At 61.5% G+C, this 15,092-nt stretch carries 17 protein-coding genes; 5 read left to right on the top strand and 12 right to left on the bottom strand.

Annotated features, from left to right (window positions below):
- Positions 1-149: 149 nt before the first annotated feature.
- Positions 150-1,352, bottom strand: a complete 1,203-nt coding sequence (tyrS, locus tag EDC35_RS16750; RefSeq protein ID WP_132978409.1) for a tyrosine--tRNA ligase — start codon at positions 1,350-1,352, stop codon at positions 150-152.
- Between the two features lie 194 nt (positions 1,353-1,546).
- On the opposite strand from tyrS, the gene EDC35_RS16745 reads away from it, so the two are divergent.
- On the top strand, positions 1,547-1,810 hold the full coding sequence (locus EDC35_RS16745) for a hypothetical protein (RefSeq protein WP_132978408.1): 264 nt from the start codon (positions 1,547-1,549) through the stop codon (positions 1,808-1,810).
- A 128-nt stretch (positions 1,811-1,938) separates the two neighbouring features.
- Here the strand turns inward: EDC35_RS16745 and erpA are convergent, their stop codons facing one another.
- The 6 genes from erpA to EDC35_RS16715 form a co-directional block, all read right to left on the bottom strand.
- On the bottom strand, positions 1,939-2,289 hold the full coding sequence (gene erpA, locus EDC35_RS16740; protein ID WP_132978407.1) for an iron-sulfur cluster insertion protein ErpA: 351 nt from the start codon (positions 2,287-2,289) through the stop codon (positions 1,939-1,941).
- Positions 2,290-2,375: 86 nt separating this feature from the next.
- A complete protein-coding gene (gene argC, locus EDC35_RS16735) occupies positions 2,376-3,407 on the bottom strand; it encodes an N-acetyl-gamma-glutamyl-phosphate reductase (RefSeq protein WP_132978406.1) in 1,032 nt (343 codons plus the stop codon).
- Positions 3,408-3,593: 186 nt separating this feature from the next.
- Complete coding sequence (locus EDC35_RS16730; RefSeq protein WP_132978405.1) at positions 3,594-3,977, bottom strand: HesB/IscA family protein; 384 nt, start codon at positions 3,975-3,977, stop codon at positions 3,594-3,596.
- Between the two features lie 134 nt (positions 3,978-4,111).
- Positions 4,112-4,324, bottom strand: a complete 213-nt coding sequence (locus EDC35_RS16725; protein WP_132978404.1) for an RNA polymerase sigma factor sigma-70 region 4 domain-containing protein — start codon at positions 4,322-4,324, stop codon at positions 4,112-4,114.
- A gap of 223 nt (positions 4,325-4,547) precedes the next feature.
- A complete protein-coding gene (locus EDC35_RS16720) occupies positions 4,548-5,039 on the bottom strand; it encodes a DUF5063 domain-containing protein (protein WP_132978403.1) in 492 nt (163 codons plus the stop codon).
- Between the two features lie 79 nt (positions 5,040-5,118).
- Positions 5,119-5,283 (bottom strand): rubredoxin, encoded by a 165-nt coding sequence (locus tag EDC35_RS16715; protein ID WP_132978402.1) that lies wholly within the window; start codon positions 5,281-5,283, stop codon positions 5,119-5,121.
- 15 nt (positions 5,284-5,298) lie between these two features.
- On the opposite strand from EDC35_RS16715, the gene thiD reads away from it, so the two are divergent.
- The 4 genes from thiD to EDC35_RS16695 all read left to right on the top strand — a co-directional run bounded on the left by thiD (position 5,299) and on the right by EDC35_RS16695 (position 10,338).
- Positions 5,299-6,105, top strand: coding sequence for a bifunctional hydroxymethylpyrimidine kinase/phosphomethylpyrimidine kinase (gene thiD / locus EDC35_RS16710; RefSeq protein WP_132978401.1), 807 nt, complete (start codon positions 5,299-5,301; stop codon positions 6,103-6,105).
- Between the two features lie 159 nt (positions 6,106-6,264).
- The gene (gene thiE / locus EDC35_RS16705; RefSeq protein WP_132978400.1) at positions 6,265-6,900 is read left to right on the top strand and encodes a thiamine phosphate synthase; all 636 of its coding nucleotides are present in this window, start codon (positions 6,265-6,267) and stop codon (positions 6,898-6,900) included.
- 1 nt (position 6,901) lies between these two features.
- The gene (gene hemL, locus EDC35_RS16700; RefSeq protein WP_132978399.1) at positions 6,902-8,185 is read left to right on the top strand and encodes a glutamate-1-semialdehyde 2,1-aminomutase; all 1,284 of its coding nucleotides are present in this window, start codon (positions 6,902-6,904) and stop codon (positions 8,183-8,185) included.
- Between the two features lie 257 nt (positions 8,186-8,442).
- Positions 8,443-10,338 (top strand): propionyl-CoA synthetase, encoded by a 1,896-nt coding sequence (locus EDC35_RS16695; protein WP_132978398.1) that lies wholly within the window; start codon positions 8,443-8,445, stop codon positions 10,336-10,338.
- Between the two features lie 251 nt (positions 10,339-10,589).
- Here EDC35_RS16695 and EDC35_RS16690 read toward each other — a convergent pair whose 3' ends face one another.
- Genes EDC35_RS16690 through EDC35_RS16670 form a run of 5 tightly spaced genes read right to left on the bottom strand, consistent with a single transcriptional unit; the run spans position 10,590 to position 14,938 of the window.
- On the bottom strand, positions 10,590-10,967 hold the full coding sequence (locus EDC35_RS16690) for a NifB/NifX family molybdenum-iron cluster-binding protein (protein ID WP_132978397.1): 378 nt from the start codon (positions 10,965-10,967) through the stop codon (positions 10,590-10,592).
- Between the two features lie 30 nt (positions 10,968-10,997).
- Positions 10,998-11,492, bottom strand: coding sequence for a SprT-like domain-containing protein (locus EDC35_RS16685; RefSeq protein WP_132978396.1), 495 nt, complete (start codon positions 11,490-11,492; stop codon positions 10,998-11,000).
- An 11-nt stretch (positions 11,493-11,503) separates the two neighbouring features.
- Positions 11,504-11,839 carry a hypothetical protein gene (locus EDC35_RS16680; protein ID WP_132978395.1) on the bottom strand — a complete coding sequence of 112 codons (336 nt, stop codon included), beginning with the start codon at positions 11,837-11,839 and terminating at the stop codon, positions 11,504-11,506.
- A gap of 16 nt (positions 11,840-11,855) precedes the next feature.
- Entirely contained in the window at positions 11,856-13,469 is a 1,614-nt protein-coding gene (locus EDC35_RS16675) for a hydrogenase large subunit (protein WP_132978394.1), read from the bottom strand.
- Positions 13,466-14,938 carry a hydrogenase 4 subunit F gene (locus EDC35_RS16670; RefSeq protein ID WP_132978393.1) on the bottom strand — a complete coding sequence of 491 codons (1,473 nt, stop codon included), beginning with the start codon at positions 14,936-14,938 and terminating at the stop codon, positions 13,466-13,468. The genes EDC35_RS16675 and EDC35_RS16670 overlap by 4 nt, the downstream gene beginning before the upstream one ends.
- Positions 14,939-15,092: the final 154 nt, after the last annotated feature.

Here is a 15,092-nt window from a genome sequence, read left to right as displayed (position 1 = left end):
CTCCTCGCTCACTCACCTTCCTCCCTAAAACCCCAACGACCACTCACACTCAGTCGTCAACTCACAGCGAGCCGCGCATTATACAAATTACAGACACTGCGTCAAGCGGTTTTCCGTGATCGCCAGGCACAAATGCAAGGTGAGGATGATCAGACCAGGCAAATCTTTGCGAACCGACGCTTGCCTACCTGATAAACATGTGCGCTGCCGGCAGTGCACATCAAATGCGTATCCTCGATGCGCTCGCCATCGATTCGCACTGCACCCTGCTCAATCATGCGGATGGCTTCCGAGGTGCTTTTGACGAGACCCGCAGCCTTCAGCAGACTGGCAATCGTCAGCGCGCCATCTTCACCACAGGCAAGACGCATTTCAGAAATATCGTCGGGCAAGGCGCCGCGCTGAAAGCGGGCAATGAATGTGTCGAGCGCATGCCTGGCCTGCTCGGCACTATGGAATCGGGTCACCAGTTCCAACCCAAGCTCGAATTTGATGTCGCGCGGATTGGCGCCTTCCTGCACGTCGCGCTGCCAGGTCTGGATTTCGGACATGTCGCGCTGGCTCAACAGCTCGAAATAACGCCACATGAGATCGTCCGAAACCGACATGATCTTGCCGAACATCTCGTCGGGCGGATCCGTGATGCCGATATAGTTGCCGAGCGACTTGGACATCTTCTGCACACCGTCCAGCCCCTCCAGGATCGGCAGCGTAATCACGACCTGTGGCTCCTGACCATAGTTCTCCTGCATCTGACGCCCAACCAATAGATTGAACTTCTGATCCGTGCCGCCAAGCTCGACATCCGCCTTCAGCGCGACCGAGTCATAACCCTGGATGAGCGGATAGAGGAATTCGTGGATCGCGATCGGCTGACCCGATTTGTAGCGTTTCGAGAAATCGTCCCGCTCCAACATCCGCGCGACCGTCTGCTGCGCCGCCAGTTGCACCAGACCTGCTGCGCCGAGCTCATTCAGCCAGGTTGAGTTGAAGACGATCTGCGTTTTATCGGGATCAAGGATGCGAAACACCTGATCTTGATAGGTCTTGGCGTTGTCCTGGATCTGCTCGCGCGACAGCGGTTTGCGGGTGGCGCTCTTGCCGGTCGGATCGCCGATCATGCCGGTGAAATCGCCGATCAGAAAAAGAATCTCATGACCGAGATCCTGAAACTGGCGCAGTTTCTGGATCAGAACCGTATGACCGAGGTGCAGATCCGGAGCGGTTGGGTCAAATCCCGCCTTGATCCTCAGCGGGCGGCCCAGAGCCAACTTCTTGCGCAAGGCGTCTTCCAATAGGATTTCTTCAGTGCCGCGCCGGATGAGCGCGAATGATCGCTCGATTGAGTCCATGTTTGAGTTGTAGCTCTATATTCTTGGTCCGGACGCAGGCAATGCTAACGACGCACGGGACAGTGGATGACAGGCGACGCCATCAGGCGGCACCAAAAAGAGACGGCTGCATAAATCTTGTTCCATGACAGCGTTTGCGACTACACTAACGGCTGTCGAAAAACCTCGTTTTTTCTTGATTTTGCGCTTTTTTCATGATGCGTGACTACAAATTTCAGCAGTCCACCCTGCCGCTGCGGACGCAACGCCGAGGCGGTCGGAAGATCGTTCTGAAGTCACTCGCCATCCTGGTGGTTGCGGCGGCGGGCTACGCCGCCTTTCAGTGGTACCAATCCCTGCCGCAGGACAATGCGCCCCAAATCCAGACGAATGACCGCATCATTCCGCTTCAGATCCCGCCGCTCAGGTCGGGCACCACAGAGCCGGCCTCTGTGGGGGTCTCGAACGCGAACCCATAGGTTTGGGTTAGGCGCGCGTAGCCACAGGTTTTTATTTCCCACACAAAGGGCTGACGCGCGCTGTAACCCGGCTTTGTGCCATGGAATGTCGGGCTGCACTACGCTAACCCGACCTACAGAAACACCGTTTAAGCAGAAAAAGACGAGCCGCAGCCGCAGGTGGTGGTGGCGTTCGGATTGCGGATGACAAACTGCGCCCCTTGCAGGCTCTCCGTATAATCGATTTCCGCGCCCATCAGATACTGCATGCTCATGGGATCGACGAGCAATTTGACCCCATCGGTCGTCACCTGGGTGTCGCCTTCCTGAATGTCTTCATCGAAGGTGAACCCATACTGAAAGCCGGAACATCCCCCGCCCTGAATATAGACGCGCAGCATCAGCTCCGGATTGCCTTCGTCCTGGATGAGCTGGGCTACCTTGGAGGCGGCGGAGGCGGTGAAAACCAGAGGGGTGTCGATGGCGGCTTCTGCATTCATGGCTGACTCGTGCTCATATGTTTAAGGATGCGATCCGGTGGAAATGCGTCTGAGCGACCCATTGTTCAAGCGCGAAACGGCGAAAACTAGGGCAGCAGAGCCAGCGCCTCCAGCCCCGTCGTCTCATCGAAACCAAACATCAGATTCATGTTCTGCACGGCCTGACCTGCCGCACCCTTGACCAGATTGTCGATCACCGACTGTACCACGACCACGCCCGGCATCGACTCCTGACGCGAGACACTGATCCGGCAGACATTGGCCCCGCGCACTGAGCGCGTATCGGGATGACCACCCGGCATCAGATCAATGAAGGGCTCACCGGCATAGCGGTCGGCGAACAGGGAGTCGAGATCAATGGCCGGATCCACAAGACGCGCGTAGAGCGTCGCCTCGATCCCGCGAATCATGGGCACCAGATGCGGAACGAAGGTCAAACCGACTTGAGCGCCTGCAAATTGGGCCAGATTCTGGGTGATTTCAGGCGCATGACGATGTCCCTTGACCGCATACGCCTTGAAACTCTCGCCCATCTCGGCCATCAGCAGTCCCGTCTCAGCCTTGCGCCCTGCCCCGCTGACGCCGGACTTGGCGTCGGCGATGAGCCAGGATGGGTCCACCGCACCGGACGCGACCAGCGGCAGCAAGCCGAGCGTCACCGCCGTGGGATAACAACCCGGATTGGCAATCAGGCGCGCATCCCGCACCGCCGCCCGATTGAGTTCCGGCAGACCATAGACGGCTTCAGACAGGAGTTCCGGACAGGCATGGGGCATTCCGTACCACTGTTCCCAGAGCGCCGGATCTTTCAGACGAAAATCAGCCGCCAGATCGATCACGCGTACGCCGCGTTCCAGCAGATCCGGCACGGCGCGCATGGCCGTACCATTCGGGGTGGCGAAGAACACCAGATCGCACTCGGCGAGGGTGCCCGGATCCGGCTCGGTGAAACAGAGATCAAGCTGTCCGCGCAGATGTGGAAACATCCCGGCAACCGGCAGACCCGCCTCGCTCCGCGAGGTGATGACCGTCAGCAGCGCCTGAGGATGACGCGCCAGAAGACGCAGCAGTTCGGCCCCCGTATAGCCGGTGCCGCCAACGATTCCAATCCTAAGCATGACCGACACCCTGCCGGTGAGTCAGGCCGCTGCCGCAACGCGCTGTCATGGTCTTCATCCAGATTCTCAACAACTCAGAGATCCTAAAAACGAAAAGCGGCAGAAGCCGCTTGATCGTTGCCTGCATGCTGTCGCAACCGGGTCAGCAGCGACCCGATACGCCAGTCGGAAACAGGCGCGCTGCGGTCAGGAACAACCGCCACCGGAAGAGCCGGAAGAGGACGATCCACAGCCACTGCAACCGCCGCCACCATTCATTTGCGGAAGGTTGTTGAAGACGAAGGTTGCATTGCCCTCACCCTGATCGATGAAATCGATCTCGACGCCACGCAGATAGTCAAGCGTCCCGTCATCGACGACGACCTTGAAGCCATCACAGGACAGCACGCCGTCATCATCATTGATGACATCGGTGAAGGTCATGCCGAAACTGACGCCACTGCAACCACCAGCCGTCGCAAAGACGCGCACGCCCTGGATGTTGTCATCGATCTGCTGGAAGAGTTCCTGCATCTTTGCCTGGGCTGGCGGGGTCAGCGTCAGCTCCATTTCGTTGAGCACTGCGGACATGGATAAAACCTCTGGAGGCGATGCAAACTGGCGCGTGAGGTTATCAGAAAGACGATCAGTCATGCCAATGTAAAATGCAGGGTTATGTGAGTGGGTGCGAGGGAGAATTTTCTCCCTCTGATTAGCAGTTCCCTTCAGTTAGCAGGATTAAGTTGAGCACCTCTGCCACGGTGAGCATTGATGCGGGAGTACAATGTTTGCGAATTCATGTTGAGAAACTTTGCAATATCTTTGACAGAGTAACCAGAATCATAGATCTGCTGTAGCATTTCATCTTGATCTTTGCGTGGCATCTGGTCGAAAACTGCACGATTAAACTCCTTTTGAATTCCGTTGTTGAAAAACATAGGATAAACCCTCGTATCAGTTATAGTTTCAAGTCTTGCAGCATAAGAATAATAATGTTCTCATACTGTTTTCATACTAATCATGGCTTTCCGGTAATGTCAACCCTTTTTTGCTCTTCTGGGAGAATCTGGAACGGCACATAACAATCACAGGCAAAAGACGCCAAAAAGCTACGCTTGTTCCTCGCTACACTTTTTGCCGCCCCTGCTGTGGGCGTTAGAGTTACAGTCGGGCCTTTGCCCTCAACATCGCCAAATGGCGTTCGGCATCGATCAGATGCTGTCCCCAATGACGGACATAGCCATGCGACCAGGCCGCGACGGCGCACTCGGGATTCCGTTCAAACAGACACAGCCCTTGTTTCAGCTCGCAATAGATGTCGGTCAGGTCGTCAGCCAGACTGCCGGTCATGGCCTCAGCGCCCTCACTGGCCGAGTCGAATTCCAGCCAGTAACTGTCGCGATCACCAAGCAGATGACGCAGTCGCGCAAAGAGATCGAACCGGGCATCCAGATCCACCGGAGCCGGATGATCAATCGTTCTGTGAGGTGCGCGCATCGACATGATGGCGGCATGCAGGCGCGGCAGCAGACGCGCAATCTCGGCGAGCCAGCCGGGCTGATCGCATGCCTCGATCAGGTCACAGTAACGCTTGGCGAGCGCCGCCACATCATCGTAAAGGCCCGTGACAGGGAGCGGGGTTGAGCAAGTCATCGCATTCATGCGAGGGAGTGTAGCCGAGAACAGGCAAACTGGCCGACCCGAGGCGACGGACTGATTCACGGACTCCCGCTCAAACTTCGATCATGTCGAAATCATCCTTGCCGACGCCGCACTCCGGGCACACCCAATCCAGCGGTACATCTTCCCATTTGGTGCCGGGCGCGATACCGTCCTCCGGCCAGCCCTGTTCCTCGTCATAGATCAGGCCACACACCACACATAGATAGGTTTTCATTGCACAGATTCCGAAATGAATGCCATTGATACCCCGCCCGTCGTGCTCTGCATCGGCGGCCATGATCCGAGCGGCGGCGCCGGGATCCTCGCCGACGCCGAAGCGATCCGCGCCGCCGGAGCCTTTGCCGTGACCGTTGTCACGGCACTCACCGATCAGGATACCTGCGGCCTGCGCCACCTTTATCCACAAGCGTCCGAGCAGGTTGCGGCCCAGTGTCGGGCGCTCATCGCCGACAGCGCGCCGCGCGCCATCAAGATCGGACTGATCGGCAGTGCGTCGCTGGTGCCGGTGCTCGCTGCCATCATCGACGCTAACCCGTCGCTTCCGGTCGTGCTTGATCCGGTGCTGGCTTCCGGCGCCGGACAGTCGTGCGCCGACAGCCTGCTGTTGAATCAGTTGCGCCAGCAGCTCATCCATCGCAGCACGCTCATCACGCCGAATCTGCCCGAGACGCGCCTGCTCGCCGATGGTGCGACGGCTGACGACTGTGCAACCCGTCTGCTTGAAACCGGCGCGCGCTGGGTGCTCGTCACCGGCACCCATGACGACACCGCGCAGGTCACCAACCGGCTTTACGGCCCGGATGGCGATCGACAGGATCGGGACTGGCCGCGTCTGCCGGGTGAGTATCATGGCTCCGGCTGCACCCTCGCCAGCGCCATTGCGGCACGACTGGCCAGGGGCATGATGATGGCGGAGGCCGTCGCCGCCGCGCAGGACTATACCTGGAAGACGCTGCAACAGGCGTTCCGATCCGGACGCTGTCAGTTAACGCCGAATCGGCTTTTTGACCTGCACCCGGGCTCTGCTCAGTCCTGACACAGAATTGAACCGCAAAGGTGCAAAGAACGCGAAGGATTTTAAAGTGTTGCGTCATCGCAGCCATCATCCGCAGGACGACCTCAGCTGCACAGTAAAACCTTGTTTTTCTTTGAACTCTTTGCGCCTTTGCGGTTTCAATCACAGCATTCAGGATCCATGACCTTGACTCTCGACGGACTCTACGCCATCACTCCGGATTCCTCGCACAGCCCGGCATCGCTGGCCGCGCAGGTGGCGCTTGCCATCAATGGCGGGGCGCGGCTGATCCAGTATCGCGACAAAGGCGCCAATGACCGGGAACGCCATGCGCGCGGGCTCGCCCTGCTGACCGTCTGCCGACAGGCGGATGTGCCCCTCATCATCAATGACGATCTGGAACTGGCGGTCGCGCTGGGCGCGGACGGCGTCCATCTGGGCCGTGACGACGCCGACCCGCGCGCGGCGCGCGCCCGGCTCGGCGCAACCGCCATCATCGGCGTCTCCTGCTACAACGATCTGCGTCTGGCCGAGACCGCCGAACGGGCTGGCGCGAGCTATGTCGCCTTCGGCAGTTTCTTCCCGTCCGTCACCAAACCCCATGCGGTGCGCGCCGATGTCGGCCTGCTGACCGAGGCCAGCCGGCGTCTGCACATCCCGCCAGTTGCGATTGGCGGGATCACGCCTGAAAATGGCGCACCCTTGATCGCAGCGGGCGCGCGCCTGCTGGCGGTCGTCACTGGCGTCTTCGATCAGCCCGACATCGCGGCCGCCGCACGCGCTTACACCAACCTGTTCCCGAAGGAGAATCCTTGAGATGAGCCGATCCCATGACCTTTTCGCCGCCGCCCAGCGTCACATCCCCGGCGGCGTCAATTCGCCGGTGCGGGCGTTTCGCGGGGTCGGCGGCGACCCGGTGTTCTTCGAGAGCGCCGCCGGTCCCTATGCCTTCGATGCCGATGGCAAACGCTATGTCGATTATGTCGGCTCCTGGGGACCGATGATCCTGGGTCACACCCACCCCGAGGTACTGGCGGCGGTGCGCGAGCGGCTCGACAAAGGGCTGTCGTTCGGCGCGCCGACCGAGCTCGAAACCGTCATGGCCGACAAGGTCTGCGAACTGGTTCCGAGCATGGACATGGTGCGTATGGTCAGCTCGGGCACCGAGGCCACCATGAGTGCGCTGCGTCTGGCGCGCGGCTACACCGGGCGCGACAAGATCGTGAAATTCGAGGGCTGCTACCACGGTCACGCCGACTCGCTGCTGGTCAAGGCCGGCTCCGGCGCGCTGACTTTCGGCGAACCCAGCTCGCCCGGCGTGCCGGCGGCGCTCGCCGAACTGACCATCACCCTGCGTTACAACGATCTGGAGCAGGTACGCCAGACCTTCGCTGAGGTCGGCTCGGAGATCGCCTGCATCATCGTCGAGCCGGTTGCCGGCAACATGAACTGCATCCCGCCCGTGCCCGGCTTTCTGGAAGGTCTGCGCGCGATCTGCGATCAGTACGGGTCCGTGCTCATCTTCGATGAGGTCATGACCGGCTTCCGGGTCGCGCTCGGCTGCGCCCAGGGTCTGTACGGCATCAAGCCCGATCTGACCGCGCTCGGCAAGGTCATCGGCGGCGGCATGCCGGTCGGTGCCTTCGGCGGCAGGCAGGAGATCATGTCCAGGCTCTCGCCGCTCGGTCCGGTCTATCAGGCCGGCACGCTCTCGGGCAATCCCATCGCCATGGCCGCCGGTCTCAAGACCCTGGAACTCATCTCCGCCCCCGGTTTCTTCGACCGGCTCACCACCAGGACGACGACCCTGCTTGAGGGGCTTCAGACGCGCGCCGATGCAGCGGGCATTCCCTTCAGCACCAATCAGGTCGGCGGCATGTTCGGGCTCTTTTTCACCCGGGAAAAGGTCACAAATTACGAACAGGCCACGCAGTGCAATCAGGAGCAGTTCAAGGCATTCTTCCACGGCATGCTGGAGCGCGGCATCTATCTCGCGCCTTCAGCCTTCGAGGCCGGATTCGTCTCCATCATGCATGACGATGAACAGATCCAGGTCACCCTGGACGCGGCCGCCGCGACCTTCGCCACGCTCGCCGGCTGAGACCGACCGCACGCGATCTCTTGTCACGACGCCATTCGCCGGGGCATCGCCCCGGCGCCTAAGGTGGTTGCCGGGAAAGTTTCTACCAGCGTCAAGGCTCCAAATGGACAGGATGAACAGGATTCACAGGACAGAAACCATGGTTTTCTTAAATCCTGTCAATCTTGAAAAATCCTGTGAATCCTGTCCATTCACGGCCTCTCCGTGGGTAGATTGTTTTCAGGAAATCACCAAAAACATCATCTGGAGGAAAGAACATGGGTTACCAAACCGTCTATGATCGCTCAATGCGCGACCCGGCTGCATTCTGGGCCGAAGCAGCTGAACTGATCGACTGGGACAAGTCCTGGGATCAGGTGCTGGACAGTTCCAACCCGCCCTTTTATCACTGGTTCAGCGGCGGCATGCTCAACACCTGCTACAACGCTGTGGACCGGCACGTCATCGCAGGGCGCGGCAATCAGCCGGCGATCATCCATGACAGCCCGGTGACTCAGTCCAAGACCGTCATCACCTACGCCGAATTACAGGATCAGACCGCGCGTTTTGCCGGTGCGCTCCGGGCGCTCGGCGTGAGCAAGGGCGACCGCGTCATCATCTATATGCCAATGGTGCCGGAAGCCCTGGTTGCCATGCTCGGCTGCGCGCGCATCGGCGCCATCCATTCCGTGGTGTTCGGTGGTTTCTCCTCGCGCGAACTCGCCACCCGCATCGACGACGCCAAGCCCAAGGTCATGGTCGCCGGCTCCTGCGGGATCGAGACCAATCGCGTTGTTCGCTACAAGCCGCTGCTGGACGCCGCCATCGATCTGGCCGAGCACAAACCAGCCAACTGCCTGATTCTGCAACGCCCACAGGATCCCGGAACGCTGATCGACGGACGCGATCAGGGCTGGGCCGAGGCGCTCGCCGCTGCCGAACCGGCGGAGTGCGTTTCCGTCGCCGCCACTGACCCGCTCTATATCCTCTACACCTCCGGCACCACCGGCCAGCCCAAAGGCGTGGTGCGCGACAACGGCGGACATGCGGTCGCCATGGCCTGGAGCATGTCCAACATCTACAACGTCGAGCCTGGTGAAGTTTTCTGGGCGGCGTCCGATGTCGGCTGGGTCGTTGGACACTCTTACATCGTCTATGCACCGCTGCTGATCGGTGCCACCACCATCGTCTACGAAGGCAAGCCGGTTGGCACCCCGGATGCCGGCGCCTTCTGGCGGGTGATCGAGGATCATAAGGTCTCGGTCCTCTTCACCGCGCCGACCGCCTTCCGCGCCATCAGGCGTGACGACCCCAACGCCGAACATCTCAAGCGTTACAACCTCGGTGACTTCCGCGCACTCTTCCTGGCCGGCGAACGCTGCGACCCGGCCACCCTGGAATGGGCCGGACAGATCCTGGGCGTCCCGGTCGTCGATCACTGGTGGCAGACCGAAACCGGCTGGGCCATCGCCGCCAACTGTCTCGGCATCGAGCAACTGCCGGTCAAGCCCGGTTCGCCGACCCGCGCCGTGCCCGGCTACGATGTCCAGGTGCTGGACGAAACCGGCGAGCCGGTCGCGCCCGGCGACATCGGACGCATCATGATCAAACTGCCGCTGCCGCCCGGCTGTCTGCCGACCCTCTGGGGCAATGACGCCCGCTTCGTCCAGTCCTATCTGGCGACCCAGCCCGGCTATTACCTGACCGGCGACGCCGGTTACATGGATGAAGACGGCTACATCTTCGTCATGAGCCGCATCGACGACATCATCAATGTCGCCGGGCATAGACTTTCCACCGGCGGCATGGAAGCGGTGCTGGCCTCGCATCCGGACATCGCCGAATGCGCCGTCATCGGCGCTGCCGACCAGCTCAAGGGCGAACTCCCGCTGGGTCTGGTCGTGTTCAAATCGGGCGTGGCACGGGACAGGGAGATCGTCATCAAGGAACTGGTGAATCTGGTGCGCGACCAGATCGGCCCGGTCGCCGCCTTCAAAACGGTCGTTGTCGTGGATCGTCTGCCCAAGACCCGCTCCGGCAAGATCCTGCGCGGCACCATGAAGGCCATCGCCGACGGCAAGGCATTCAACCTGCCGGCGACCATCGACGATCCGGCGATTCTGGATGAAATCGCCGCCGCGCTCGAAGCCATTGGCTACGCCAAACACGGTTGACGCCCGACAAGCACCGACCTGACGAACAGGCGACGGGTCGGTGCTTTTAGGCGCTTTCCGGGAAAGTTTTTACCCGCCTGAAAGACGGCCAGTTAGACAGGATTAACAGGATGACTCAAGATTAACAAGATTAAAAACAATCATTTGAAATCCTGTTCATCCTGGAAAATCCTGTTAATCCTGTCTATTCGTGGCGCTATCAGGGGTAAAAATCTTCGCGTCTTTGCGGTTCAAATGGCTGTTTGATCTGCTCAATGCCGCGAAAAGCGGTCGAGCAGACGGCACAGAATCAGGCTGGGATCGAAACCGGGCTCCGGCAGCAGTTCACCCGCCAGCACGGCGGAAAAGGCCCGCGCCGCATCCCGCTCACCGGTCAGCAGCACCTGCACGCCGCGTGCATCCATGCGCCGCCGGAAACCATCGCCAGCGCTCCCCGCCACGATAACCTCGACCCCATCCAGCGGATGCGGCCCTTCATCTTCCCAGTAATGAAAAACCTGACGCTTATCGAGCTGGATACGCTGCGGCTCCAGCGGATCCGATTCGCTGTCATAGAGCAGCCAGTGACGGGCCTGACCGGCATGGCCGGAGACACGGGCGTAATCGTTAGTGGCAATGGCGATTTTCATGGCTAACCCCTCAAACGGATACCGAATCGCTCACAGGCCCCGCGCCAGCCGGACCAGTCGGAGCGTCCCCTTGGTGTCAGGACGACCGCGCAGATGGCGATGCGGCAGGGAAGATAGAAATTGGCTTGACGGTCGCCGGTGATAGGTCTTGATCACCTGCTCCTGGCCGTCGATCTCAGCCATCAGGACATAGGCCGGTGGAATCGCCTCGGCCTGCACCGACGAGGATCGCGCGCTGGCAAGATGCGTACAACCGATCTGCGCCGCCCAGCGGCGCCAGAGCGGGCCATGTCCCGCTTTGGGACCGGCCAGTGCGTGAGCGATCTCATGGCGAATGGTATTGAGGATCAGCGACTCATCGGGCTCGCGCGCGGTGAGTGGCGCTGACAGCTCGATCCGGCGCTGATCATAACGGCACAGCCCATGAGCGCGCCGACGACGGTTCCAGCCGAAGGACCAGGCGGCGAGCCGGGGGAAACGATCCAGCTCCTGTCGAGCCAGCGTCTCGGCGGTGTCGCGATCCATTGTCTGCCCACTCAGCGCGTCGATGGCTGACCGTCGAAACAGGTGATCCCCGTGCCCGTCTCGAACGCCTGACATGGACTCATGTAAGAGACGCTGTTGTCCCTGTGGATGGCGACCACATGATGCCCGCCGTTGGTGCAGGCCACGGCCACCAGCGCATCACCGTTCGAGGCGGTTCCAAGCGGCCGCGTCGTCTCGATTCCCTGGCAGGGGTCACCAAAGCGGTCGATGGCAATCTGGAACGCCTGCTGGGCCAACTGCGCGCTGGCCGGCGCCGCCACGAGGGCGAACACCAGCATGAGGGGGATGCCGTACAAGCTGGTGCTGGCGGATTGCGGTTCATCCATCGTCGGTTTCCTCAAGTTACAGATCCTGCCCCGCATAGGAGCCGTTGACCGATTTATTGCAGACCGGGAAATCGGGGACGATGTTGCCGAGAATCAGCCGCTCCAGCGCGGGCCAGGTGAACCAGCTCGGGTCGCGGGGGAAGTAGCGGGCGATGTGTCCGGCTGCGTCGAAGCGCACGAAACAGAGGATCTCGCCGCGCCAGCCTTCGATCAGCCCCAGGGCCATCGCGCCAGGTGCCGGCGATGGAAGCGGCGCGGCGATCTCACCTTCCGGCAGGGCATCGAGCAGACGGTCGAGCATCCAGAGACTGCCGCGCACCTCGGCCATGCGCACCCGCACCCGTGCCGCCACGTCGCCTTCGGTCTGGACCGGCACCTCGACACGCACGCTGTCATAGGGCGGATAGGGGCTGTGGTGGCGCACATCGAAGTCGATACCGCTGGCCTTGCCGACATAACCGGTACAACCGAGCGCGAGCGCATCGACCCTGGACAGGATGCCGGTGTTGTCCAGACGATCATCCAGCGAGGAGTGATCCTCGATCACATCGAACAGCGGTTCGACAGCGCGATGCAGTGCGGCATGATCCAGACGCAGGGCATGGAAGGCGGCGGCTGACAGGTCATGCGCCACGCCGCCGGGGATGATGGTGTCCATCATGAAGCGATGTCCGAACAGCTCGCGCGAACGTCGCTGCCACTGCTCGCGCAGTCGCGCGCACTGGACATGGGCGAAGGCGAAACCGACATCGTTGCAGATGGCGCCGATGTCGCCCAGATGATTGGCGATGCGCTCGCGCTCGGCCAGCAGGGCACGCAGGCTCAGTGCGCGCGGCGGCACGCGGCAACCGGTGGCGCGCTCCATGGCCTGACAGGCGGCCCAGGCATGGGCGACGGTCGAGTCGCCCGAGACACGCCCGGCGAGTCGAGCCAGCCCTGCCGGATCGCGCCCGACACCGAGCTTCTCGATGCCTTTGTGGACATAGCCCAGCCGCTCCTCCAGACGCAATACGTCCTCGCCCATGGCCTGGAAACGAAAATGACCCGGCTCGATGATGCCCGCGTGAACCGGCCCGACCGGGATCTCGTAGACCCCGGCGCCCTGCACGCGCACGAAGGGATACTCCACGTCGGCTGGGGTGCGTTTGACCGACTCGCCCGCCAGCGGAAAATCGTGGCGCAGCGGAAAGCGATCCGCCGGCCACGCCTGATGGCGGGTCCAGCGGCGGTCGTCGGGATGATTCGCGACAATCACGCCGGTCAGGTCATGGGCGTGACGCTCAAGCCGGTCGAGACCGGAGAAGATCGGGGTCTGAGACTCCAGCAGTGGCTGACTCAGGGGGACATGGGTTTCAAGTGCCAGATAATCCCCGTGAAGTTCCAGACAGGCATAGACACGAATGGCCGGTTCATCGTCACCTTCTGCATCCAGCGGATCGGCCCAGAGTCCGGCGTGACGCATGCCCATCTCAGCCGCCACATGGGCCGCGAGAGCCCAGTGCTCAGGGGCGAGCGTCAGACGATGGGCCGGGGCAAGACCTTGGGCATCGTTAGAATGGACGACGACCTGCCCAACCTCCAGTCGGGCCAGATAGTCGGACAGCCAGTCAAGGCGGTCGGCTTGATTCATAGCAGATGCATCCCGGTAATCAACTGCGTCGCGCGATCCAGCCAGACGGCGAGAAAGTCCGGGATCGACAGACCCAGCCACAGCACCAGCCCCAAATGGATGAACACCGGCAACAGGTTGGCCTGGACCGGCTGCTGTCCCTCGGGCGCGGGCCCATAGACCATCGGGTGCAGATGCCGGAAGAGTCCGGCGAAGGCCACCGCCAGACCGGTCAGCAGCACCACGGCGAACCAGGGCTGCGACTGCATGGTGGCGGTCAGCAGCAGGAATTCGCTGGTGAAGACGCCGAAGGGCGGAAAGCCGGCGATGGCGACGACGCCGAGCAACAGCGACCAGCCGATGGCGGGCTGGGTGCGGATGAGTCCGCGAATCTGGTCGATGGCCTGGGTGCCGGCAAGATGGGTGGCATGGCCGACGGTGACGAAGATGGCCGATTTGGTGAGCGAGTGCACCAGCATGTGCAGCAGGGCGCCGAAGGTGGCGAGCGGCCCACCGAGCCCGAAGGCGAAGGTCATGAGCCCCATGTGCTCGATCGATGAATAGCTGAACATGCGCTTGATGTCGCGCTGACGATGCAGAAAGAGCCCGGCCACCACGAAGGAAACCAGCCCGAATCCCATCAGCAGCGCACCGGCCAGATGCGGCGTGGCGGTCGTCGCCAGCGAGCCGTCCACCAGCATCTTGACCCGTACCACGGCATAGAGCGCGACATTCAGCAGCAGTCCGGAGAGCACGGCCGACATGGGTGTCGGGCCTTCTGAATGGGCATCCGGCAGCCATTGATGCATGGGCACCAGACCCACCTTGGTGCCATAGCCCACCAGCAGGAAGACGAAGGCGATCCGCATCACGGTGGGATTGAGTTCGTGTGCACGCTCATAGAGCGCGCTCCAGGTCAGACCGGCGGCGGGATCGGCCATCACATGCTGCGCGGCGAAATAGGTCAGCACGGTGCCGAACAGCGCCAGCGCGATGCCCACGCCGCAGAGGATGAAATATTTCCAGGCCGCCTCGACCGCCTCCGGGGTGCGGTAGAGCGAGACCAGCAGCACCGTGGCCAGGGTCGCGCCCTCGACCGCGACCCAGAGTACGCCGAGGTTATCGGTCGTCAGCGCCAGCAGCATGGTCAGCATGAAGGCTTGGTACATGCTGTGATAGACCCGCATGCTGCGCGCGCTGATTTTGCCGCTGGCGCAGACATGACGCATGTAGGGGCGCGAAAAGATCGACGTGGTGACACCGACGAAAGCGGTCAGTACCACCAGATAGACATTGAAGGCATCGACCCGGAAATACGGTCCCGCGATCACCCCGACCGTCGCCACCAGCCACGCCAGCCAGACCGCCGCACCCAGGGTCAGAAGCGAGACCGCGAGATTCAGCCAGCCGGCCAGATTCAGCGGACGCAGCAGCGCCAGCGTCAGACCGCCGAGCAGGGGAGTCAGGAGTAAGAGCAGGAGCGCGGTCATTCGATTTTTGAACCACGAAGGCGCAAAGGACGCGAAGCATCTGGAGCAGTCTGACCTGCGCGCGCATCGCCTGTCTTGGGTTTGCTGGCTCCCGGGGTCCAGTGTGGAAATGCGCCAATTCCCTGGCGCCCTGCGCGTCTTTGCGGTTCCAATC

It is taken from the genome of Thiobaca trueperi (assembly GCF_004342175.1).
Lineage (GTDB): Bacteria > Pseudomonadota > Gammaproteobacteria > Chromatiales > Chromatiaceae > Thiobaca > Thiobaca trueperi.
This window is presented reverse-complemented; position numbering and strand designations above follow the sequence as displayed.